This is a genomic window from Chitinophaga pinensis (assembly GCF_007896845.1).
In the GTDB taxonomy this organism is placed as follows: Bacteria; Bacteroidota; Bacteroidia; order Chitinophagales; family Chitinophagaceae; genus Chitinophaga; species Chitinophaga pinensis_C.
In genome coordinates this window covers 16,930-39,822 of sequence record NZ_VOHS01000039.1, presented here as the reverse complement: position 1 = coordinate 39,822, position 22,893 = coordinate 16,930, and the positions used below count along the sequence as shown (strand labels likewise).

General features: G+C 44.4%; 23 protein-coding genes. 15 read left to right on the top strand and 8 right to left on the bottom strand.

Going from position 1 to position 22,893, the window contains the following annotated elements:
- Positions 1–229: 229 nt before the first annotated feature.
- Entirely contained in the window at positions 230–493 is a 264-nt protein-coding gene (locus FEF09_RS24475) for a hypothetical protein (RefSeq protein ID WP_146307566.1), read from the top strand.
- 459 nt (positions 494–952) lie between these two features.
- On the top strand, positions 953–1,261 hold the full coding sequence (locus tag FEF09_RS24470) for a hypothetical protein (RefSeq protein ID WP_146307565.1): 309 nt from the start codon (positions 953–955) through the stop codon (positions 1,259–1,261).
- 8 nt (positions 1,262–1,269) lie between these two features.
- On the opposite strand, the gene FEF09_RS24465 is transcribed toward FEF09_RS24470, so the two are convergent.
- Both FEF09_RS24465 and FEF09_RS24460 read right to left on the bottom strand, forming a co-directional pair.
- Positions 1,270–1,530 carry a helix-turn-helix domain-containing protein gene (locus tag FEF09_RS24465; RefSeq protein ID WP_261387721.1) on the bottom strand — a complete coding sequence of 87 codons (261 nt, stop codon included), beginning with the start codon at positions 1,528–1,530 and terminating at the stop codon, positions 1,270–1,272.
- A gap of 112 nt (positions 1,531–1,642) precedes the next feature.
- Positions 1,643–1,921, bottom strand: a complete 279-nt coding sequence (locus tag FEF09_RS24460) for a hypothetical protein (RefSeq protein WP_146307563.1) — start codon at positions 1,919–1,921, stop codon at positions 1,643–1,645.
- Positions 1,922–2,276: 355 nt separating this feature from the next.
- Between FEF09_RS24460 and FEF09_RS31865 the strand changes: the two genes are divergently transcribed.
- From FEF09_RS31865 to FEF09_RS30935, 8 genes are all read left to right on the top strand, one after another.
- The gene (locus FEF09_RS31865) at positions 2,277–2,456 is read left to right on the top strand and encodes a hypothetical protein (protein ID WP_222597116.1); all 180 of its coding nucleotides are present in this window, start codon (positions 2,277–2,279) and stop codon (positions 2,454–2,456) included.
- Positions 2,457–2,470: 14 nt separating this feature from the next.
- Positions 2,471–2,884 carry an SCO family protein gene (locus FEF09_RS31860; protein WP_222597115.1) on the top strand — a complete coding sequence of 138 codons (414 nt, stop codon included), beginning with the start codon at positions 2,471–2,473 and terminating at the stop codon, positions 2,882–2,884.
- Positions 2,885–2,928: 44 nt separating this feature from the next.
- Positions 2,929–3,294, top strand: a complete 366-nt coding sequence (locus FEF09_RS24450; protein ID WP_146307562.1) for a hypothetical protein — start codon at positions 2,929–2,931, stop codon at positions 3,292–3,294.
- Positions 3,295–3,405: 111 nt separating this feature from the next.
- Positions 3,406–4,287, top strand: a complete 882-nt coding sequence (locus FEF09_RS24445) for a helix-turn-helix domain-containing protein (protein ID WP_146307561.1) — start codon at positions 3,406–3,408, stop codon at positions 4,285–4,287.
- 244 nt (positions 4,288–4,531) lie between these two features.
- The gene (locus FEF09_RS24440) at positions 4,532–6,031 is read left to right on the top strand and encodes a c-type cytochrome (RefSeq protein WP_146307560.1); all 1,500 of its coding nucleotides are present in this window, start codon (positions 4,532–4,534) and stop codon (positions 6,029–6,031) included.
- A gap of 36 nt (positions 6,032–6,067) precedes the next feature.
- A complete protein-coding gene (locus FEF09_RS31855) occupies positions 6,068–6,781 on the top strand; it encodes a hypothetical protein (protein ID WP_222597114.1) in 714 nt (237 codons plus the stop codon).
- Between the two features lie 2 nt (positions 6,782–6,783).
- Positions 6,784–7,407 (top strand): c-type cytochrome, encoded by a 624-nt coding sequence (locus tag FEF09_RS31850; protein ID WP_222597113.1) that lies wholly within the window; start codon positions 6,784–6,786, stop codon positions 7,405–7,407.
- Between the two features lie 12 nt (positions 7,408–7,419).
- Positions 7,420–7,590: a hypothetical protein gene (locus FEF09_RS30935; RefSeq protein ID WP_186774501.1), complete on the top strand. Its 171-nt coding sequence runs from the start codon at positions 7,420–7,422 to the stop codon at positions 7,588–7,590.
- A gap of 75 nt (positions 7,591–7,665) precedes the next feature.
- Here the strand turns inward: FEF09_RS30935 and FEF09_RS24430 are convergent, their stop codons facing one another.
- From FEF09_RS24430 to FEF09_RS24415, 4 genes are all read right to left on the bottom strand, one after another.
- Positions 7,666–9,273: a gliding motility-associated C-terminal domain-containing protein gene (locus FEF09_RS24430; RefSeq protein ID WP_146307559.1), complete on the bottom strand. Its 1,608-nt coding sequence runs from the start codon at positions 9,271–9,273 to the stop codon at positions 7,666–7,668.
- Positions 9,274–9,347: 74 nt separating this feature from the next.
- The gene (locus FEF09_RS24425; protein ID WP_146307558.1) at positions 9,348–9,653 is read right to left on the bottom strand and encodes a hypothetical protein; all 306 of its coding nucleotides are present in this window, start codon (positions 9,651–9,653) and stop codon (positions 9,348–9,350) included.
- A 14-nt stretch (positions 9,654–9,667) separates the two neighbouring features.
- On the bottom strand, positions 9,668–10,132 hold the full coding sequence (locus FEF09_RS24420; RefSeq protein WP_186774500.1) for a class I SAM-dependent methyltransferase: 465 nt from the start codon (positions 10,130–10,132) through the stop codon (positions 9,668–9,670).
- Between the two features lie 426 nt (positions 10,133–10,558).
- Positions 10,559–11,341 (bottom strand): M15 family metallopeptidase, encoded by a 783-nt coding sequence (locus FEF09_RS24415; RefSeq protein ID WP_146307556.1) that lies wholly within the window; start codon positions 11,339–11,341, stop codon positions 10,559–10,561.
- Between the two features lie 201 nt (positions 11,342–11,542).
- Between FEF09_RS24415 and FEF09_RS24410 the strand changes: the two genes are divergently transcribed.
- From FEF09_RS24410 to FEF09_RS24400, 3 genes are all read left to right on the top strand, one after another.
- The gene (locus FEF09_RS24410) at positions 11,543–12,892 is read left to right on the top strand and encodes a vanadium-dependent haloperoxidase (RefSeq protein ID WP_146307555.1); all 1,350 of its coding nucleotides are present in this window, start codon (positions 11,543–11,545) and stop codon (positions 12,890–12,892) included.
- Positions 12,893–13,033: 141 nt separating this feature from the next.
- Complete coding sequence (locus FEF09_RS24405; RefSeq protein ID WP_146307554.1) at positions 13,034–13,951, top strand: Nif3-like dinuclear metal center hexameric protein; 918 nt, start codon at positions 13,034–13,036, stop codon at positions 13,949–13,951.
- Between the two features lie 218 nt (positions 13,952–14,169).
- A complete protein-coding gene (locus FEF09_RS24400; protein WP_146307553.1) occupies positions 14,170–15,774 on the top strand; it encodes a glycoside hydrolase family 71/99-like protein in 1,605 nt (534 codons plus the stop codon).
- 68 nt (positions 15,775–15,842) lie between these two features.
- On the opposite strand, the gene FEF09_RS24395 is transcribed toward FEF09_RS24400, so the two are convergent.
- The gene (locus tag FEF09_RS24395) at positions 15,843–18,251 is read right to left on the bottom strand and encodes an ABC transporter permease (RefSeq protein WP_146307552.1); all 2,409 of its coding nucleotides are present in this window, start codon (positions 18,249–18,251) and stop codon (positions 15,843–15,845) included.
- A gap of 264 nt (positions 18,252–18,515) precedes the next feature.
- On the opposite strand from FEF09_RS24395, the gene FEF09_RS24390 reads away from it, so the two are divergent.
- Complete coding sequence (locus tag FEF09_RS24390) at positions 18,516–19,634, top strand: Gfo/Idh/MocA family protein (RefSeq protein ID WP_146307551.1); 1,119 nt, start codon at positions 18,516–18,518, stop codon at positions 19,632–19,634.
- Between the two features lie 99 nt (positions 19,635–19,733).
- On the opposite strand, the gene FEF09_RS31845 is transcribed toward FEF09_RS24390, so the two are convergent.
- Positions 19,734–21,788 (bottom strand): glycosyl hydrolase family 8, encoded by a 2,055-nt coding sequence (locus tag FEF09_RS31845; RefSeq protein WP_222597112.1) that lies wholly within the window; start codon positions 21,786–21,788, stop codon positions 19,734–19,736.
- 281 nt (positions 21,789–22,069) lie between these two features.
- Here FEF09_RS31845 and FEF09_RS24375 point away from each other — a divergent pair, with 281 nt between their 5' ends.
- Positions 22,070–22,717 carry an MBL fold metallo-hydrolase gene (locus FEF09_RS24375; RefSeq protein WP_261387720.1) on the top strand — a complete coding sequence of 216 codons (648 nt, stop codon included), beginning with the start codon at positions 22,070–22,072 and terminating at the stop codon, positions 22,715–22,717.
- The last annotated feature ends 176 nt before the right edge of the window (positions 22,718–22,893 follow it).

Sequence of the window (22,893 nt, the reverse complement as noted above, 5' to 3'; positions counted from 1 at the left end):
GGGATATGTACATCAAAGCGAATCCGGGTACTTTTGGCTATTCAGAGAGGATATCATTATCTGGCGAAGTAATGCACACATACACGGTCTTACCCTGAGAACCTCGATTCTCTTTTCAGGTGCAGATAGCAGCTCCTTTGGGAATGGAACATGCGTGGTTCTCGTGGAATGACTTTCTGAAAACGCACAAAGTGTCTGGTCATAAAGGGGGAAAAGTATCCATGAAGAAATGGCCGGTTTCTTTCCGGATGAGGATTCTTCCACATTTGGCTCCGCTGGTAAATTACATACAGAGGCTATTAGTTATGCCGCTTTTCTGACTGGTATGATGCAGCACAAGGTCCTGACTGCTGAGAGCTATAATGAGCTATTGAAGAAGCAGGTCAGCGTGCCCCGGAAACACGAGTTTAACGCCAATGAAGGAACCGGTGCGGGGGATTGGGTATCGGTATCCAGAAGACAAGACAGGCAACCGCTATGTGCATGGAGGTAATAACGGCGACTTCAGTCAGGCTGTGTCTTTTATATGCAGCCACAGTACGGGTATGGTATATTTTACAAATTGTGACAAAGGATATCAGTTTGGAAAACAGCTGAGTCAGTTTTTGCAGGAAGAAAAGGTAAATTGTGTTTATATGAGAAATTACCCGGCTGCCCGTTTGTTATTATTGCTGTTTTGGTGATGTTTTTTCCTGCGGAAGAATAAGGGAGAAAAGACAAAAGCTTATCATGAGTCAAAGAGACAGTTGCGGAGGGGATCACTCAGGTGAAGACAATCTCCAAAGAGGGTATAAGTCAGACGAAGCTTTCGCGAAATACAAATTAAATCAGGCAAAAGAGGAATAAAAAATGGTATCGATAACGTTGTTCCTGCGTATGATGCTGATCAGCCGGATACCGAAAATAATAAGAAACGGTTTCAGGAATCTTTTGGTCTCAGTGTGGCAGTGATGTGAAGCATTTATATACCTATGGCGATTTTATGGGCATTGACTATACCGTATTGATGACCTTTACATGTGACAAACCATTGATCAATACCATTGTTGAAAAGGAGGGACTGCAATTGAATGAGAGCAAGGAGGATGTTGGGCTGTCAGGTATGTACACACCTGACTGGTGGAAGCCGGAATTGCTGCCTAAGATGGTATGTTACAAAAAAGGTTCTTCTGAAGCAGGATATTTTAAATACCTCTGGTACAACCCTGTTACCAGACAGGCATTTATGAGATGTTCAGTTTATAAAATCTATTATACCTGACTACACTATCATAACGGCGTTTTCCTGCGGAACATAGCCGGATACACACTATACATATTTTTAAACGTTCTGGAGAAGTTGTAATCGTTACTATAACCTAACTCCTCCGCAATATCCGCAACAGTCATATCTGTATTCTCCAACAGATATTTTGCACGCTGCATGACCTGTTCCAGAATGAAATCACTGATCTTGATACCAAAGGTCTTTACAAAGGTTCTGCTCAATGATTTTTCGCTGATAAAATGTTTTTTGGCAAGTGAGCGCAGGCTGTGTACATGAAATTGGGATATAACATCACCTCATTTCTGATCAGCATCATGGTCGTGTCCAATGCCGTTTCCGCACTTAAGGCAGATACCTGCTTTTCCTGATATTCTGTCAGCAGTTCGATGCCAACATGCTGTAAGGCATATCCGGGTAACTGGCGCCTTGTATAGGTTCCGTGACATGATCGAGATAACGCATCATGGACGGACTGATCGTTACAGGTGGTGTTGTACCGTCCGTATTTTCATATGTGGATGCGGGCACTACGGCTACCTGTTTTGTACGTATCAGTTCCAGTAATAATTGTAAAGGGGCCGTATTTTGGGGCTTGTCGTCCGCCGGACAAGCATCTAGCTCAAAGTGGAGAGCTGCGAATACTACCAGTTGCATACAGGTTAAATGATTAACTGTGATTAAGTTACGTTATTTAACTGCAACCGGGACAGATCTGGCAGGAAATATTTTCATGCAGCTTATCAGATATTTATCTGATAAGCGCTGCTATAATTTGCTACACGCATTGCATTGTGAACGAGCATGCGCCGGAATATGCACAAAAAAGAGTGCAGTCACGTTTTTCTGAATATTCTTCCGGAATAGCTAAATGAATTCAGCCTCAGAATGAGGATCGCGCTCTTTCATTTGAAAGAATAAGTGGTAGTTTTACAAAAAATAAAAGGAAATCTATATCCGCTGAAGTCCGGAATAGTTGTCCCCGATAAAAATGAGGTGCTAACTGAATAACATGAAGATGAAGAGAAAGGAGCTATTGATATGTATAGTTGTTTGTCTGGCAGCAATAGGATGGTCGGCCTGCAACAACCGGCCGGAGAAATTGCCGGTCCTTGGTGAACGGACGCTGAGCAAAGACCCGCTTACGGGTAAAACGGACACGGTTATCCTTCAATTCCCGTATTTCATCTGACTGATCAGGATAGTATGCCTGTAACAGCGGATAGCTTTGCCGATCGTATATATGTATCCGATTTTATGTTTCTTTCCTGTCCGACGATTTGTCCGAAAATGACGAAGGAAATGTTGAAAGTCTACCATACATTTGAAAAAGACGATCGTGTCGCATTGCTCTCGCATACGATAGATCCTGAATATGACACGATTCCCCGGCTGAAGCAGTACGCTACTTCCATCGGTGTCCGCACTTCCAAATGGCATTTTGTTACAGCGCCGGCTGACACTATTTATAAACTGGCAGCATCTTATTATGCGACTGCCTATCCTGATAGTACTGCTCCGGTGGTTTTACGCATAGCGGAGGCTTACTGCTGGTGGACAAACATAAACATATCAGAGGCGTGTATGACGGCACCGACAGTCTGGAAACGAAAAGATTAATAAAAGATATTGCACAATTGTTAAACGAAAGTATATAGGCGACCTTGAGAAAGCCAGCTGTCATATTGCTCATTTTATCACTGTTTGTCCAGACAACGGCAAACGTCTGGCTGATAGGCTTATTTCACTGGCAGCGGAATTTTATTGCGAAGAATCTTTGTATTAACAGATTTGATCTTATACCCATTTGCAGGGGAGCCTGTTTTCTGCAAAAACAACTCAATAAAGAACAGGAAAGGGAAAAGAAAGAGGTAGAATTGAAGCCTTCTGTTGTGACACTCTGTATGAACGATATTGCCATTGAATTGTTCCTTTGCCCCATTGTAGAAAAACCATGCTATTTTCCTGTGACTGATACTGCGCTATTGACGGGTATCCCGGGATCCATTCTCCGGCCTCCTATTGGCTGATTTCCATCTATCCGTTGATCTCTTTGCTGTCATGCAAACGGGTTTGTAAAACTGTTGCCAGCGGCTTCGGTTAAAAAGTCATTTATTCAATCATCAGTATTTAGCCATCTTATGAAAAGGGAAACTATTGCAGTTTACCCTCTCAGCGTTTTTAATTCACATATCAGTGATTTCTGGATAGGGTCACTCTCTTCAGTACTGGAAGATTATCCGTTTATGGAGTATCTGCACAGACCTTCCTACTATATGCTTATATATATCTGGAAGGCGGCAGGAGAGCTGACTATCGATAATGAGAGGATCTTAGCGGATGGACCAAAGGTGATTTGTGTCAGACCGAATGCCGTATTCAGTATGCGGATGATCAGTCAGGCTTCCGGATACGTTGTTTGTTTCAATGACAGCTTTTTCTCATTGCGATATAACAATAATGTACTGTACCGCTTTCAGTTCCTTGTACAACGTGCGCTCGCTGTGTTCAGGGTGAGTACTGAAAAGGCCGGCACATGGAATTATTTCCTTCATCAGGTCATTGAAGAGTTTACCGCAGAGATGGAAAGCAGCGAAGATCTGTTACGGTCTTTCCTCAACATTTTATTACATCAGCTGGATCGTAGTTTTTATCGTGTATCCGGTAAGGAAGAGAAAAGTATCAAACATGCAAAGATGATCCGCTTTGAGCAACTGGTAGAACAACACTTTACGCTTCATAGGAATCCGTCTTTCTACTCTGAGCAATTGCATATCACCACTAATTATCTGAATAAGCTTTGTCATGAGTACTGTCATACGACCAGTGGAAATCTCATAAGAGCACGGACTATCAAAGAAGCACAGCGTCTATTACACCATACACAGTTGTCAGTGGCGGAGATCGCGTATGAGCTCGGATTTGAGAGTGCTTCCTACTTTAATACATTTTATAAAAAGGAAACCGGTGTGACGCCGGAAAATTTTCGCAGAACCAAACTAAGCAAACATGAAAAATATTGAACATAAAGCTCCGCTCATCGGATATATTCATTTCGTTAATCGTATCGCATTATTTCTTTTCGCAGTGCTGTTGATCTTTTTCTTTCTCAGAATAATGATGAATGGAAAGACGAGTGTTGAAAATATAAATATCAGGATTGATTCGCAAAATGAACAGTATCAAAAGTTGTAAGAGTTGTCCGTTTCATCATAACAAACCTGCTCTGGCTTATTACGACCTTTGTGGTCTAAAAGTCAATATAGCATGGATTTTCCATTATTTCACCTTGACTGGTTGAACGATCGTTTTCTGATAGCAATGATTGCTATCATACATGTAATTATTAATCATGGACTGGCTGTTGGATTTATACCACTTGTTACATGGCTGGAACAAAAAGGTGTGAAGAACAGTCCGTCCATGGAGATTACAGATTTGTCATGGGATAAGATGGCGTGGAAAATGATGAAGGTGGGATTTATCATTACCACGACATTAGGAGCGATGACAGGGGTAGGTATCTGGTTTTCGGTAGCCTTGGTAAGTCCTGCTTCAATAGGCAGTCTGATACGCGTATTTTACTGGGCATGGTTTGTCGAGTGGATGGTGTTTGTAACAGAGGTCGTATTGATAATGATTTATTTTTTAAGCTGGGAGAATGCTAACAGATCACTCACCTCAAAGTTGCGTCATATCCGGTTCGGCTGGTTTCTGTCAATATTCTCATGGATCACAATGGCCATTATTGTATCTATTTTAGGGTTTATGATGGATCCGGGAAACTGGAATACACATCATAGTCTGCTGAACGGATTTACCAATCCGATTTATATTCCACAGTTACTTTTCCGAACGCCTACGGCCATGGTAGTTGGTGGTGTATTCGGATTGATGTTGATCACGTTGTTTACACAGCATGATACAACACTCAGAAAGAATGCCATCCGATCTGCGTCTGTCTGGATACTTTGCTGGGCGCCCTTATCTCTTGCCGGCGCCATTTACTATTATGGCGTAATGCCTTCTGCAATGACGGCAAATATGAGTACAGCAGTAGGGACGATTGATTTCTCACAATACTATGATCTGCTCCGCTATGTGATGGGCGGCTCGATATTGCTTGTAGTACTGCTATCCGTTACAGGGCTGATTAAATCGTCTTTGGTGAAATTTCCTTTGGCACTGTTCTGTTGCCTGATCGTTTTTGGATTTCTGGGCATATTTGAACGTGTAAGAGAGTTTATCAGAAAACCCTATGTCATTGGTGGATATATGTACAGTAACCTTTTAAAAGAGGAAGATTATCCACTGTACAAAAGAGACGGCATACTAAAATATGCGACCTATACCAGCACGCCAACGGTAACGGCAGAGAATAAGATAGCTGCGGGAAGAAATGTATTCATGCTGTCTTGCAGCCGTTGTCATACTACGCAGGGCGTGAATTCTATTGTATATGTTTTTGAGCGGATGTATGGCATTGGTAAACCGCTGGATGAAAATTCCATGGCAGGTTATATTCCCAATATGCATAATGCCCGGACTTACATGCCTCCCTTTCCCGGTAACCGGGATGAGTTACATGCATTGGTTGCCTATATAAAATATGTGCAACAAACGGGAGAAGTATTGGAAGGCGCCCAGACAGAAGGCGTTACTGTAAACAGTATGAATGATGTTGCTGCTGCCAGACTTTTATTAGAAAAACAGCAACAGGAAAATAACCGGGAGATAGCGGTAAAAGACACTGCATCCGCTAACTGATTGCTTAAAATAGTATTATTTCAAATTGAACTTAGTATGTTAAACATAGTATTGGCAACAACACCTGTGCCTAAAGATATTCCTTTGGATCTGCCGTTGCCGGAATGGCTGCTGGTCACTATACTGGTCATCTCTTTTCTTGCGCATATCGTTTTTGTAAACCTGATGCTGGGAGGATCTTTACTGACATTATGGGCAGAGATCAAAGGCTTAAAAGATAAGGATTATGACAGGTTTGCTTATGAAACAGCGAAGACAATTACAGTAAATAAAAGCCTTGCGGTCGTATTGGGTGTCGCACCTTTGTTGAGCATCAATACACTTTACAGCGTCTATTTTTATTCTGCGAATGCCCTTACGGGATTGATGTGGATTTCGGTTATTCCATTGGTGACAATCGCCTTTCTACTGACTTATCTGCATAAGTACAGCTGGGAAAAATTAGCCGGTAACAAGGCATTACATATCGCTATTATTGCTGCTGCGGTGCTGGTTTTTCTTTTTATCCCGTTAATCTTTCTGGTTAATATCAACCTGATGCTTTTTCCGGAGAAATGGGGTACTGTGAGAGGCTTCCTGAGTGCTCTTGTACTGCCCAATGTATTTCCCCGGTATTTACATTTTATCTGCGCATCATTGGGCGTCACCGGATTATTTATCTTCTGGTATACGGGCCGGAAAAACTATCCGTTTGAGTCTTATTATACACACCTTACCCGGTACACCATCAAAAGAAAGCGTATTCATTGACATTGGCGGCTTCCGGGGCACAGTTTCTGATCGGACCAATAGTCTTATTTACTTTACCGGCAAAAGGTCTTGGATGGAATCTGGTAGCGGTGATATTGGCCGGTGCAGCAATAGCTATCCCCGCAATGATCTGGATCTGGAAAGCGATTAATGGTCCGGAAGAAAAAATAGACCGGCATTTCGGAAAAGTTGTACTGGCTTTGAGTCTCACGGTATTGTTTATGGGAAGCGGCCGGCAGATCTACAGGGCGAATGCGCTTGCACCACATCAGCAATTAATGGCAGCGAAAACGGAGGAGTTTAAACGATTATCCGCTGAAGCCCGCGCCAATTCGCAAGAGACAGATCCTGCACCTGAAATAGATACGTCATTGGGAGCAGTTGCGAAGGGTGCTGCGTTATTTAAAATGCATTGCAGTGCCTGTCATCAGAAAGATACGAAGCTCGTCGGACCGCCAATGCTGGAGATGGTGGAGATCTATAAAGGACAGGCAGATAAGCTGAAAGACTGGATCCGTAATCCCGGTAAGAAACGTCCTGATTATCCGCATATGCCGGCTTTTGGTGACAGGCTCTCAGCAGATGATCTGCAGGAGCTGGCAGAGTATATACTATCTGTAAAATGATTAAAAATAGTAATGATGACAACTACAGTATTTACGATCGCAAGCATTTTATTGCTGGCTGTTATTGCGCGCCAACTTGTGTTTATGTATTCAAGAACATTGCTGTTAAGAAAAGATGCAGCTATTACAAAGGTGCGTATCAGGGAAGAAAAGGAATATCTTTTTATTAAGGGGCTTTATTGACAGACGGGCGTTAAAACACCTCCGGTTGGAGGGTAGTATGTAATCAGGGGCTGACGGAATATCAGCCCTGATCTTTTATTTAAACATTGTTACGGTACCTTGTTGTTTCATCGGTTGCTTCTTACTATCTGTATAGGTAACACTCCAGATATAAGTACCAGATGGGAGATCTGCGCCGCGCAATTTACCATCCCAGCCGGCTTCCGGATTACTGCTTTCATATACCAGCTGTCCCCATCTGCCGAAGATGCTCATGCGGAAGTCGGTAACGTCATCCTGTAAACGGGCTTTAAACAGATCGTTTTTACCATCTCCATTCGGACTGAAAGCAGAAGGCATATATATAGCACAGTCATTCAATCCTCTTTCGACAGTCACATTACCTTCTACTGTACAATTGTGATCGTCAGCTACTTTATAGTGATAACTGCCGGCATCGAGGTGACGGAAACGGTTTTCCGTTTGCGTAGCTGTGTCTGAGATACTATAATGATAAGGCGTTGTACCACCACTCACGTTGATAATGATCTGACCGTCTCTTACGCTGCTACAGGAAAGAGATCTGGTAGCCGCATCTTTTATCTGTAATTCCAGTGGATTCGGAATATTGATGCTCTGCATTTTATTACAGCCCATACTGTCTGTTACCTGTAGTGTATAGTAGTTGGCGCGCAGGTTACTGAATACTGGTGAATCCTGTTCGGGAAACTGGTTGATCAAAGCATATTTATAAGGCGCTTTACTGCCGCTTGCATTTGCATTGATGGCTGCATCCGATTCTCCATTACAACTGATCGGCGTTACGATCGGATTGATATTGATATCCCATTGTCTGACCTCTACGGTTTCTGATCTGGAATTGCCTTTTGTGGTATTGGTAACTGTGACAGTGTATTTGCCTGCTGGTAGCTGAGACACTTCCTGTGTGGTATAACCTCCCGGCATCCAGCGAAATACGTAGTTGTCTTTATCCATAGTATGCATCTCCACTGATACCTTTCCCTGACTATGTCCATAACAGGTGTTTTCTGCGTAGGTGTCAAAGTTGAGTGTTTCTTCGATCATGGAGATATTATCAAGGAATGTTACAACATAACAGGTATCATCATAATCAGTTACGTAAGGTTCAAAGCGAAGGTGTGCGTATGTCTTTTTTGGTTTCAGTACAGCTGTGATTCTTCCCCATTTTCTATCGTAGTAAACACCTGAGTACCAGATACGTTCTCCTATCTCCTGTTCAGAGCTTGCACCAAGTATCGCTAAGGCGGTAGAGGTGGCGGCTGTCTGATCACTCTTGTCATCTTCAGGCATCAGTGCCATATCAAAAGATATGAGATAGGCTTTGCCTGCTTCGATGGGTTGGGATAGTTGTTGTCCGATAGAAGTCCATACAGCATGGCCGGCAGATGTATTATTCTCCGATGCTGCAAGCAAAGCAGCATATGTCTTACCATCAGAAGGTGCGATCTCATTGTTCGAGCCAAGCGGCAATGTGTATGCAATCAGGTTTACAGATCGTTGATACCAGGGGGCTGGTATACCATTCATTGTTGGTTGTCCTTCGAATGATGGATTCTGTAAATAAATCGGCATCGATTGTGACCTCGCCGTAAATGGTAGCATGATCAATAAGGATACGGAAATGGTTTTCAGCATGTTGAATAGTACACTGAAGGTCTTCATAGATTATATTACGGGTATAGGTAATACAAACTTACATAAAAACCATGAGAATGCAGCTCAAAATGCCAGCTGGATCAGCTTTTTTCTGCGATTAAGACTGCTTGTCGGGCGGGCAGATTTTTCTCCCATACTGTTACAAAACTTCCAGTTAATTGATATGGAAGTACTTCGGCAAGAGCGCCGTCCCATTTTTGAAGAATTCTGATCTTTTTTGTGAAAAAAGAAAATGGAAAAACATCATCAATAAAATTCGTTTTGCCGAAACGCACAATTTTAAACCGTGTTTCCCCGGCCAGATGTTCCAGTGATTGTTTGCTGAAAAACTGCACATGTGTGAGGTCGTCGGCATCTGATTGGACAGTTGTGCCTTTATATCCCATTATTGCTTTGAGTTTCAACAGACATTTCCATAACCAGTTGTCTTTTTGTTGCAGGGCGATAACGGGTTTGTAACGAGTACTTCTCTGGGACCCATGCCGTTAGGTACTGTAACGATTAATACACCATCATCGGTCAGTGACTGGTACAGTACATCCAGCAGTTTTTCCGGATGATTCAGGTGCTCCAGTACTTCGCTGCAGATGACGGCATGATAGCGATTACCATCAGCCACCAATGCTTCTGCACTGATGACATCAAATGCAACATGGGGCATATGGGTCAATGAACGGGCTTTTTCTATCGCCTTGTGACTCACATCGATGCCGTATACCTGGAAGCCTTCTTCTCCAAGTCCTCTGGCAATGATACCGTTGCCGCAGCCTACGTCTAATACAGTAGCGCCTTCGGGGAGATGTTGTTTCAGGGTGTGGATAATAAACTGTAGGCGCTTGACATCAGCGAGCCGGTTGTATTCCATATGCATAGTGCTTAATGATTAACGGGCGATCCATACTTCGGGTCTTTGGCTTGAGGGATCCGGGGTGATATTATGCTACTATGTGTAAGTTCGTCAGCCGGAAGAATATGGCCTTATCATTTACGGAAAGATTTACCCTCATTTGAGGACAAAATACTTGTCAGACTATACTCATCCTTCGTTAATGCTACGAGAAAAACGTAGCACTAACGAAGGATGAGTATAGTATAAAGAAGGATAAAGCGGGGCTGAGTATTGCTAAGGTAAATTAATTGACTGCTGATTGGTTACAGTACTCATTGATCGTGAGTAACAAGGCGTTTTAAGGCGTTTCCCGGCCTGGTTCCCAAAATGACGGTTACCGTATATTTATATGAAAAGAGGGCCTTCCTGACGTCAGGAAGGCCCTCTTTTCATATAAATATGCTATTTGATCTGCGCTACTTCAAAGTGCATACCGTCTTTGCGGGTGAAATGTCCGCCCCAGTAGAAACCGTTTTTATTGGCGATCTGTACCAGTTCGCGGACAGATCCTTTCTGTCCTGCGAGTGCGGGAACAGCGCCAAGTGGGTTCCAGGCGACATTGATATCAAACGCAGAACCGAATGAGTGATTGCTGAGTGTTTTTCTGCTGCCTCTGATAAATCTTGGTACAAACGATCCGGCCCAGGTGAGTACCAGTGGTAACAGGCCTGCGTCTTCCCAGTCCTTCCACAGGCTGATCAGCTGTCCTTCTGCTTTGCGGTGAAACTGTACCCTGTCAGAGCCTTTGATGTTAATCAATTGTGGGATTGATACCATTTTGATATTCTCACTGGCCCAGTTGTCGGTGATACGGATGTTTTCAGGATTACCGGGTACGGGGTCTGATACAAAAGAAAAGCGGCCGAATATAGCAGCTCTTTCATCATTTGATACCAATGGTTTAAAGGCCGGAGGTTTTGGAAAATCAGGACCTGATTTATCGTCCCTGTCATCCAGTATGCCATCGAACCCCAGCTGCATGGCAACACCATAAGTTTTGTTGCCTACGATACCATCGGGCTGCAGGTTGTGTTTTTGCTGAAATGTGATGGTCGCCTGTTGTACTTCACGGGAAAATACACCATCGGCTTCGCCAAGGTAAAGATGTTGTCCGATAAGAAAAAACTGCCAGCTTTCTACCAGTGGACCTGTACTATTGATCCTGATAAGTTTGAGTGCTTCCATAATGTTGGAATGGGGTATTTGGTGAAATAAAGGGGTTGTGGGGTACACTTCTATACAGTAAAAAAACAATACAACCAAGATACGGATTTTTTCTATGGAATGCTACAAAAAAGAGGTGATTTTGTTTGCTTTATCTACACCTGACTGCTACCCCATTTCTCTCATAGTGCTGTAAATTTGAACCTCTTAAACCCCCAAAATATGACCATTTATTCTGTACGTTCGTGGTGCATTTTCCTCTTTCTTTCCTTTGTTATTGCTGCGTGTAACAAAGAAGAACAGGCACCCGCCCCTGAAAACACTATCGCCGCTACTGACCTGTCAGCAAGAAGACAGGCGGATGCTTCCATTCCTGTTTCCTGGTACCAGCTGGAATTTAAACTGATTAAGGAAACGCCCGGTTTTACACCACCGGTAGCCGCCAGAGCACTTGCCTATACGGGTATTGTCCTGCATGAAGCAGTTGTATGGAGTGATCGTTATGGTCATCCGCTCAGCGGACAACTCAATGGTTTGTACAATGTGCCCCGCCCTGAAAGAGGGAAAAAGTACAATTGGGAAATTGCTGCCAACAGTGCCATGGCTGACATCATTATCCGTTTGTATCCGAATGTCAGTGCTGCCAATGCCGCTGTTATCAAAGCAGAGGATAGCCTTAACCTCGTGCGGCTTTCAGGTGGCTGTGATCAGGATGAAATCAGCCGTTCGGTGAACTTTGGTAAGCAGGTCTCAGCTGCTATTTATGCATGGTCTGCCACCGATGGCGGTAAAGATGGTTATCAGAATGGTTTCCCGACCGATTATGTGCCACCGGTGGGTCCGGCATTCTGGGTACCTACGCCACCTGCTTTCCAGCGCGCATTGCTGCCTTATTGGGGTAATAACCGTTTGTTGGTAAAACCGCGTTATCCTGAAACAGCGCCGGTCAGTCATCCCGTTTTTTCTACCGACACCGCATCTGCTTTTTACAAGGCGGCTCATTATGTGTACAACAAAGTCAATACACTGACGCCTGAAGAAAATACCATTGCACTTTATTGGGCAGATGGTGGCGGTACCTTTACACCTCCGGGGCATTTATTGGCGATTACAGCCCAATTAGTGACTGATGAAGGTCTGAATCTTACAGAGAGTGCCAAACTCTTTGCGCAGGCCGGTATCAGCGTAAACGATGCAGGTATTGTGTGCTGGAAATACAAGTACAGATACAACCTGTTGCGCCCGATCACTTACATCCAGCGTCATATCAATGCTGGCTGGGGCTCATTGATCGGCACACCTCCATTCCCGTCTTATACGTCCGGTCACGCTTCCTTCACAGGGGCCGCTGGTACCGTACTGGCAGGATACTTTGGTAACACATATTCCTTCACCGATAATCAGAAAGTAGCGGAAGGATTTGCGCCCCGCTCTTTTGGCAATTTCCAGCAAATGGTTGATGAAGCTTCCATCTCGAGAATCTATGGTGGAATACATTACCAGTTTGATAGCGAAGTTGGTGCGCAGACAGGAAGAGATGTCGGATTGAGAGTATTGTCGCTGAAGTACTAAAGCAATGAAGCATTCAATGAATGATTTAAAAATCGCCGGTATCATATTTTTGATACCGGCGATTTTATTTTTAAAGGAAGTTATCAGCTAATTCCTGATTTTTTGAGAAAGCCCTATATTTAACAAGTTAATATTTCCAATATGCCACGTGACAACAACACCTCCATCAACAGACGTACATTCCTTACCCAGATAACAGCCGCAGGTTCGGCAATCGTATTATCATCTCCGCTGACTGCAATGGCAGCAGGATTTCTGCCGGTACAGGAAAAGATCACTGTCGGACAGATCATGGATGCTTTTATCAAAGAAGTACCCGGCGGACCATTTCCCAATACAGTAGATACTTTAAAGTCAGGCAACCGTGATGTAGTGGTGACCGGTATTGTGACGACGATGTTTCCGACAGTGGAAGTGACTAAAAAAGCCATTGCTTTACACGCCAACTTTATCATTTCACATGAACCCGCTTTTTATAATCATGCGGATGAAACAGACTGGCTGCAGAAAGATGATGTATACCGTTACAAGGCTGAGCTGCTGCAACAACACAATATCGTTGTCTGGCGTAACCATGACTATGTACATAGTATCCGTCCGGATGGTGTGAGAAAGGGATTGCAGGAACAATTAGGCTGGGAGAAATTTGAAGAGAGTAATCACCTGATCTACAATCTTGCTCCTGTTATGACATTAAAAGCGTTGATTGCTGATCTGAAAAAGAAACTGAATATCGAAGCCGTAAGATATATCGGCGATCTTTCGCAGTCCTGTAAACGGGTATTACTGATGCCGGGAGCAGCAGGTGGCAGAAGACAGATACAAAACATGATCGATACACAACCTGACGTACTGGTATGCGGCGAGATTGCAGAATGGGAAACGGCAGAGTACGTACGCGATGCACGTGCCGCAGGTAAACAATTGTCGCTGGTCGTATTAGGACATATCGTCAGCGAAGAACCGGGATCGGAGTTTATGGCGAAATGGCTGACTGCAAAATTCCCTGCTATAAAGGCAACACATATCCCGAGTGGCAGCTCTTTGGGATTCCTGTAATTCCTGATTCGTAATGGATTGAGCCTATATTTCCTTCAGTTGATTTGTTTTTAAAAGGCTGACTATTAACATTTTCAGCCTTCTTCTCTTCTTTTTTCTTCTATATTTTTTGTATACTCTTACCGCGGTTGACACCTGATAAGTATTTTCGCCGCGGAAAAGCCATATCGTTACAATTCTCAAAAGAACCATTTATTTATTCATCAAATTTCCCTCAAATGAGAACTCTGTTATGGGCCTTGTGTGCCCTTATGTTGTTCGCGTGTAACAAATCTGCACACGAACCTGCCACTCCACGTCTGAAAGCTGATCTGAAAGCCGCTGTACCAGTCACCAAAACGACCAGCAAAAAGATCTTTATTCATTGGATGCCGTGGTTTGAAACACCTGCATCCAGAGGCGCCTGGGGCTATCACTGGAAAATGAACAACCAGAACCCGGACATCATCGTTAATGGTAAAAGACAGATCGCCGCTTATTTCTATCCTAAGACGGGACCTTATGCTTCTGCTGATCCGGATATCATCGAGTACCAGCTGTTACTGATGAAGTATGCCGGTGCGGATGGTGTGTTCATTGACTGGCCGGGTACCAGACAACGTTATGATTATCCGGATAATCTGGCGAATTCCAATGCACTGATCAGTAAACTGAATGCTGTCGGACTACAATTCTCTATTGTACACGAAGACAGAAACTGGGATCCGGGTATGGCTGCGAATGCCAATGGCGATTTTGTCTACATGCAGAATAACTATTTCAATCAGGGGAACTATCTGCGTAACAGCAACAATGAACCTGTTGTATTGAATTTCGGTCCTATTACCTTTCACCAGCCTTCAGAATGGAATACGATGCTGAATGGGATTAATCCGCGGCCGAAGATCATTCCTTTGTTTGGCTTTACCAATGAAGTAGGCACCAACAATGCCGGTGGTGAATTCCCATGGATTTATCAGGAGCACCCGGGTGTAGTAGACCGTTACTATACACAGGCGGCCAGCTTCCCGCTGTCTATCGGTGTGGTATATCCCGGCTTTAAATCTTTCTATCAGGCGGGTGGCGCCGATGGCCCTACGTGGCAGATTGCACACAACGGGACTTCTACCTTCTCTACCATGCTGGATAAGGCACTGGCTTCCAGTGTGAAGATCATTCAGTTTGCTACATGGAATGACTATGGAGAAGGTACCATCATTGAACCTACAGATGAATTTGGTTACTCTTTCCTGACTGTTATGCAGCAGAAATTGGGCGTGCCTTATGGCCAGCATGAACTGGAAGTGATCTACCGCCTGTATCAGTACAGAAAGCAATATGCAGGTAATGGTAGTGTGCAGCAGCAGCTGAATCAGGTATTCTCTTATCTCGCGAATCTACAGGTGGGTAATGCGGAAAATCTGCTGAACAGCATCGGTGGAGGTAATAACCCGGATAATCCACCTGCTACAGGCGTGCTGATCAAAAACAGATGGCTAAACACTTATCTGTATGAACAGAACGGACAGGTAAGGTATAATACCAGCAATACGGGTAATCAGTACCGTTGGATACAGGAGACAGTAAATGGCCATATCCGCTTTAAAAATGCGGCTACCGGCAATTATCTGAATATTGAGCACCTGTATAGTTATGTGGAGAGTTCTAATGTACCCAATACTTTTTACAGCAGTTACTGGGCTTTGGAAAGTTACAATGGTTATACCCGTCTGAGAAACGAGTGGCAGAATACTTATCTGAACCTGGAGAATCAAAGCGGACTCGCACAATGCACGAATGTACCGGCTAATTTTGAGAGTGGTCAGTGGACCTTGCAGAATTAGGACTACATATATGGAGGAAGGGCCGTTCCGCTGTCAGCGGACGGCCCTTATTTTATTCAGCTGAGATTTTATTCAGCACGTAAACTCTTTACAGGATTGATGGTAGCGGCCTTGATAGCTTTGATGCTGACGGTTGCCAGTGTGACAATGATCATCAGCAGAATGGACAGCACAAACACTACCCAGTTGATATTAATCCGGTAGGCAAAGCTCTGCAACCATTTATTCATCAGTAACCACGATAGGGGTACTGCTATTACAGCAGCCAATGCGATGAGTTTTACGAAATCAGCAGAAAGCATGGCTACGATACTGGAAACAGAAGCCCCCAATACTTTACGGATGCCTATTTCTTTTTTGCGTTGTTCGGCCGCATAGGTGATCAGTCCGAATACACCCAGTGAAGCAATAAGGATCGCGAGAATCGCAAAAGAGATGAAGATCTTACCAGTGCGGTCTTCCGATTGGTACAGCCGGTTGAAATCATCGTCCATAAAGGAATAATGGAAAGGCTGTCCCTGCATGGAAGGTCTTGCATGATAGAGCTCTTCTATCTTTTTGATAGTACCCTGTATATTATTTGTATTGATGCGGAAAGCCATCCGTGAAGTGTATTCTCCCAATGTAAAAACAGCAGGTGGAATCTTGTCACGTAATGAACCTGCATTGAAATCTTTGACAACGCCGATCACCTGCATCTTCTTATTACCTCTGTAGAGATATTTATCTGTAATATCATTAAAGCCTAACAATCTGGCGGCTGTTTCATTAAGGATAAGTGCATTGGAATCAGTCGGCATATCCGGAGAAAAATTCCTGCCACTGGCTATATGTATGCCAAGCGTATGGAAGTAGTCTGTATCGATATACCATTCGTTAATCCCCATCACTTGTCCTTCACTTCTGGCGGCATCTTTTGAATAGATATTTGTATCATGACTTGTTTCTGTCGGCAGACTACGGGTCATGGTACCTGCGCTGATACCCGGGAGTTTCAGTACGTCTTCTTTAAATCCTTTAGCATGAATCCACAAGGCTTGTGTATTGTCCAGCACTAATACCTGCTGACGGTCATAACCCAATTGTTTGTTACGGATATAACTCAGCTGATTGTAGATGACGAGGGTACCTACCAGCAGGAGGATGGCTGCGGCAAACTGGAATATGACCAGACTATTACGCAACCAGCTGTTTTTAAAACCGGAGGCCAGTTTACCTTTCAGTACTTTCACCGGTTCGAAGGAAGACAGGAAGAAAGCGGGATAGCTGCCTGCAAGTAATCCTACTACTACAACGATCGCCAGTAACAACGGCAATAGCCATGTCAGTGCAAGTGGAGTGATGGCCAGTGATTTACCGGAAAGGTCATTCAGGTAAGGCATCAGTAGTGCGGCGATCACAATGGCGATCAGCATGGCACAGAAACTGGTGATCACGGATTCGGCAAGGAATTGTATGATCAGGGCGCTACGTTCTGAGCCCATTACTTTACGCAGTCCGACTTCTTTTGCTCTTCCTGCGGAACGGGCTGTAGACAGGTTCATGAAGTTAATACAGGCGATTAACAGGATGATAATAGCCGTAATGATGAAGATATAAACATATTGTATGTTACCAGAAGCTTCCTGTTCGCTGGAGAGATCGGAGTAGAGATGTATTTTCCTCAGCGCAATTGCCTTGTATCCAAAATGTCCTCCTTTCTTTTCCAGATCATCCATACCACTGCCGGTGAGTCTGCGGAGGTCCTGTTCCATGTACTTTTTAGTAGCCTGTCGCAGATAACCATTCAGCTGTGCTTCTGTCGTACCCGGACGTAATCGTACATAGGTGGTGAAATTGTCGGACATCCATTCGGTACGTCTGCTATCTTCCCTGCCGGACATGGCCCGGAGGAAGTCGAAATGGAGGTGTGCCTGTGCCGGTACGTCTTTGATAACACCGGTGACAGTATAGGTGTAGATATTATCTGTTTCCAGTATTTTCCCTACTACATCGATGCTGTTGAAGTATTTCTTTGCCATGCTTTCGGAGATCACCATGGAATTCGGATTGCGGAGGGCTGTCACGGGATCTCCGGCAATCATTTTCAGGTCGAACATGTCAAAGATGGAGGAGTCGGCAAAACAGACATTGTTTTCCAGCAGGGTCTGTTCCCCTTTCCTGACCAGAATATTATTCTGTTGTGCAAGGCGCACATACTCCTCAATCTGCGGATAATCCTGCTTTAATACAGGGCCGAATTGTGAAGGCGCATACCTTTCCCGGAATGCGCTGCCATTCACGAGGAAATCGGCATTGATACGATAAGTGCGGTTGGCATTCTTATTATAAGCATCATAGCGCAGCTCGTCTATCACAAAAAGTGCGATCAACAGGCAGGTGGCCAGTCCGATAGCCAGTCCCATGATGGTAATGGCGGAAAATCCCTTATTCCTCCAGAGATTACGTGTGGCTATCTTATAATAATACTTGAACATGTGTTTTCATTTAGGGGAAATGATCCTTTAAATATACGTTTCACAGGAACCCAAAGGAATGCCAATTTGTAAGAGTATTGATAATGAGTTGTTTAGTGTGGGTTTACGCATTGAACTGTCCGCTTTTGATATATAGCGTGTCCGTTTTCAGTGGTATGTCCGGGTATGAAAATTGTGCATTGAGTTTTACATGAACGGGTTGCTGAAGCCTGAATTTATGAATATCTTACTTGTACTCATCTCTTTTAAAATCCAGCCCTTGTTATGAAGAACACAAGAAGACACTTTTTGCACAAAATTACTGCGTCCGCCATTGCATTGACCGTTATACCCCGTTTGGGAATGGCCGGTATGTCAGATCTGACAGAAAAGCCATATGATGGCCCTGTATTGCGGGTCGCTATTATGGGACTGGGTGGTTATGGCACCCGTGTAGCCGAGGCGATGCAATCCTGTAAAAAGGCGAAACTGGTAGGTGTTATCAGTGGTACGCCTTCGAAGATCAAAAACTGGCAGGAAAAGTATGGTATCCCTGAAAAGAACTGTTATAACTACGAGAACTTCGACAAGATCAGGGATAATCCGGATATAGATGCCGTTTATGTCATTACGCCTAATGCGCTGCATCATGATCAGGTGATCCGGGTAGCCAATGCAGGTAAACATGCTATCTGTGAAAAACCGATGGCCCTGAATGCAAAGGAAGGACAGGAAATGGTGGATGCCTGTAAGAAGAATAATGTCAAACTATTGGTAGGGTACCGTATGCACTTTGAACCACATACACTGGAAGTGATCAGGATGCGTAAGGCCGGGGAGTTCGGAAAGATACTCTTCTTTCAGGGTTTGTGTGGCTTTAAGTCGGGCGACCCTAATCAGTGGCGACTGAACAAACAGTTGGCCGGTGGTGGTTCGATGATGGACATTGGTATCTATGCATTGAACGGCGCCCGTTATATGATCGGTGAGGAACCGGTGTGGGTAACCGCTCAGGAAACGAAAACGGATCCGCAGAAATTTAAGGAGGGGGTCGATGAAACCATTCAGTTCCAGCTGGGCTTTCCCGGCGGAGCAGTGGCTTCGTGTCTGTCTACTTACAGTATGAATAATCTGGACCGGTTTTTCCTGAACGGAGATAAGGGGTTTGCGGAAATGCAGCCTTCTACAGGGTACGGGCCTATTAAAGGACGTACGCATAAAGGAGAACTGGATCAGCCTGTAGTAGTGCATCAGACCTTGCAGATGGAAGAAATGTCGGATATTATCCTGCATGGTAAGCAGCCGGTAGTAGATGTAAGCGGGGAAGAAGGAGTGCGTGATCTGAAGATCATAGATGCGATCTATCTGGCGGTAAAGACAGGAAAGAAAGTAGCACTGAAATAATAATGGTACATTCTCCGCTGGTCTTATACTTTTCGGCGTATTTGTTGTATAATAGTGAAACGCCCGGCAGTAAATGCCGGGCGTTTTTTGTTGTAAGATTTATTGTTTAATCACTTTCTTCGTCACAATTTCATTATTGTGTATCAGTTTTACAATGTATACACCACCCGGCAGATGCGTTGCAGAGAATGATCTGTTGTAGCTGCCGGCAGCAAGATGCTCCCTGAATATAGTTGCTACCTGTTTACCATTGATGTCATAGACAAGCATGGCTGTCATGCCTGCATCCTTTAATGTAAATGCCACATTTGCGTTGGCTGTGAAAGGTGCAGGGTAGATTGTGAATTGTGTTGCAGCAGATTTATCTGTTGCGGCAGCAGGTGCTGTCTTCGCGGAAGCACTTGTTGTAATCACCAGTTGTGGTGCATTGGACCCCGTTTCTTTGGAATTGAAGACGATCCTTGGCGTGCTGATACTACTATTGATCAGTGCCAGAGAAATAGCATTTCTGCCGGCTGCTTTTTCACTGTTGATATATGCTGTGATATCCCAGCTGTAGTATCTGGCGATAGAGTCTGTGATAGTGACAGTGGTGAGTGCTGTTGAACTGGCAGCTGGCTTGTTATTCCATGTGAGACCGGTTTCTGTCCAGCTGTTATTGGCTACGGAGAATACACCTATGGGGATATTGGCAGATCTGTTGTCTTCCAGATGGCCATAGATCTTCAGGACAGCACTGGTAACGGTACCGCTGATATTACTGAGGTCAAAACCAATATAGGTCTGTCTGTCGTAGCCGGTGGTGGTAGCCGTATTCAGTTTGGTAGACAAGATGGAAGGATCTGTGCTGCCATGGGCAGTCGCTGCATAATCACCATTTCTGACATAGGCGTCTTTGGTAGCGGTCAGGGTCGTGCCGGTAGCAGGAGGCGTTGTACCTGCCTCCGGTTTCCACCAGTTGCCCGAAATGAACAATTGACACATCAGACTATAAGTGTCGCTATAATAGCCTGATTTAGCTGTTTTCAGGAAGTTCCAGCCACTATTCAGAAATGACTGGTTGGCACTGTTTACTACAGCTGCTGCTACAAACGGTGCTACAAAAACAGCTTCCGGATCAGAACCGGAAACGGTGCCGTTCAGCTGATAACCATCTTTTACGTTTGCCGGATTACCGCTTGTTTTGCCAATGATCCATGTAGCGATCTTGTTGGAGATGGTGTAAGCATTTGTATTACCGTAGAGGGCATAGTCCATAACGACACGCAGGGGTACGCGACAGGCATTGTAATTGTACTCGTTTGTCTGCGGACCTTCATCAATAAAATTCTTAGGTGCAGGTTCCGGAGGATTCTTTACCACAAAATCAGAGATCAGTCCTGTGGAAGGAGAGTAGGTGGCACTGAACTGGTTGTAGACAGCGTACAGGTTGTTGATGAGGTTCAGCCATGCTGCGTCGCCGGTTTCGTTATAGAAAGCGCGCAGGTGACTGAGCATCCAGTCGGAAGGACGGGTATTCAGGGCGCTTTTGGCATCCCAGTCGCCGAGGTTGAGGCGATTGGTAGAAGTGACGTTTGCTGCCTTGATACCATTTGTGATCATCTTTTTTGCTTCGTTCAGGTAGTTGATGCTACCATTGGAGCCCCACTGGTAGTGCGCCAGTATCAGGGAGTAGGCGATGTCAATATCACCATCTGTAGCCGAATCAAAATGGCCCTGTGCACCCGTTGCATCTGCCACTACCCATCCCATCAGATTGGTATTGATACTGCTGTGAAAGGCACGGGCGGTTTTGAACAGGCCATCAAAATGGTGCGTGCATTCGGATCGTGTCCGGCCATCAGGGCAGTGATCACCATGCCATAGCCATGGCCTTCTGAGGTACCTAATGGAACAAATCCTTCGCATCCCCGCTGATCTCTCCCCGGATATAATATCCGCCGGCAGAGAAGACAGGTTGTTTTTCAGGTACTTTGCTTTCCAGTAGTCATAATAACTGGCTACGCTGGTGTTCATGGCAGCCTGTGTGACATTGTTGGGCTTGATACAGTTCGGGTATGTAATGGCCTGTGGAAAGGGCTTATTCTGCGCTTCCACAAATAGGCTGGTAACACATAATGTGCCTGTTACCAGGAGGGAATGGAACTTAGTCATATACGGTCTGTTTTAAGGGTGAGAATCGTTCTCTAAAGGATATTTTGAGTTGTGTTATATGGGCTTTCAATATGCGTAAATATAAGAATTAGCATAATATGAAGTGCGGTTTTGGATACTTTCCTTAATATCGTATCATTGTTTCTTCCAACACTCAATACAATCATTATGAAATTCAGAATATTGGCTTTCTGCCTTGCCGCATTTATAGGAAATGCAAATGCACAACTCAGCACACCGGATACGATCAGAACAGGAAAGGACCATTGGTTATTCAACCGGTGGAACATGCAAGTGTGGTGTTTACGGTAGCCGGTAACGTTATCTATGCTGATCCGGCGGGTAAAAAAGAACTGTTTAAAGGACTGGCAGCACCCGATTTTATCCTGATAACGGATATTCATGGCGACCACTTTGATTCATCGGCAGTTGCGACGTTAAAAACAGCTAAAACAAAACTGATTGTACCACAGACGGTTGCTGATAAATTGCCGGCTGCTTATAAACCTTCAGTAATTGTGTTAAAGAATTTCGGCGTTACAACGCAAAATGGTATTACTATCAACGCTATCCCGATGTATAATCTCCCTGAAACGCCTGATTCCAAACACCCGAAGGGAAGAGGGAATGGTTATATCCTGACAGTAGGGGGGACACGTATCTATCTTTCCGGCGATACGCAGGGCATACCGGAGATGCGTTCACTGAGAAACATCAGTGTGGCGTTTGTTTGTATGAATCTGCCTTATACAATGGATGTACCGGAAGCAGCGGATGCGGTACTGGCCTTCAAACCGAAGATTGTTTATCCATATCATTACCGTGGTCAGAAGGGGCTGAGTGATGTAAATGCGTTTAAAGAGAAGGTAAATGCAGGGTCAAAGGCGATAGAAGTACGTTTGCGGAACTGGTATCCCGGCAGTAAATAATCAGGAGTCAGGCATTGAATGTAGTGTGGACTGGTGTGTGATGAGGATATCCGGCAGATCATTCCTGATTGTATAATATAGTCGTAAAAAGCTAATGCCTTGTAAAACATTTACCAGTGTTTTACAAGGCATTTTTGTATTAGGTAGCAACCCTCAATAATTTTTCGTCTGTCAGA